The organism is Rhizobium sp. SVR5-9E (assembly GCF_056755095.1).
The window spans coordinates 1-264 of the sequence record NZ_JBNDHS010000467.1 but is presented as its reverse complement, the minus strand read 5'-3'; the positions used below and the strand labels follow the sequence as shown (position 1 = coordinate 264).

1 protein-coding gene is annotated in these 264 nt (G+C 44.7%); it reads left to right on the top strand.

Going from position 1 to position 264, the window contains the following annotated elements:
- Positions 1-6: 6 nt before the first annotated feature.
- The coding region (locus ACPYOJ_RS35650) for a glycoside hydrolase family 97 N-terminal domain-containing protein (protein WP_481420429.1) at positions 7-264 on the top strand (258 nt) is incomplete at its 3' end.

Genomic DNA, 264 nt, shown 5'->3' with positions numbered 1-264 from the left:
GCGCCAATGAAAGACCGTCTGAGTGCGGTTGTTCAATCAGAAATTACGGGGTACAGATTTCCATCTCAAACCACAACTTTCCTTTCACCAATGATGAAACCGATGACCGGTTTCGCCCGAACTGCGCCAAGCTACGAAAGTGGTTATAAAGCTGATGCAGAATTGGGAACAAAAGCCGATTATGGTTATGTTTTCCCGGGTTTATTTCACGTTGGCAATGATGGCTGGATTTTACTTTCTGAAACGGGTGTAAACAGTCTGTAC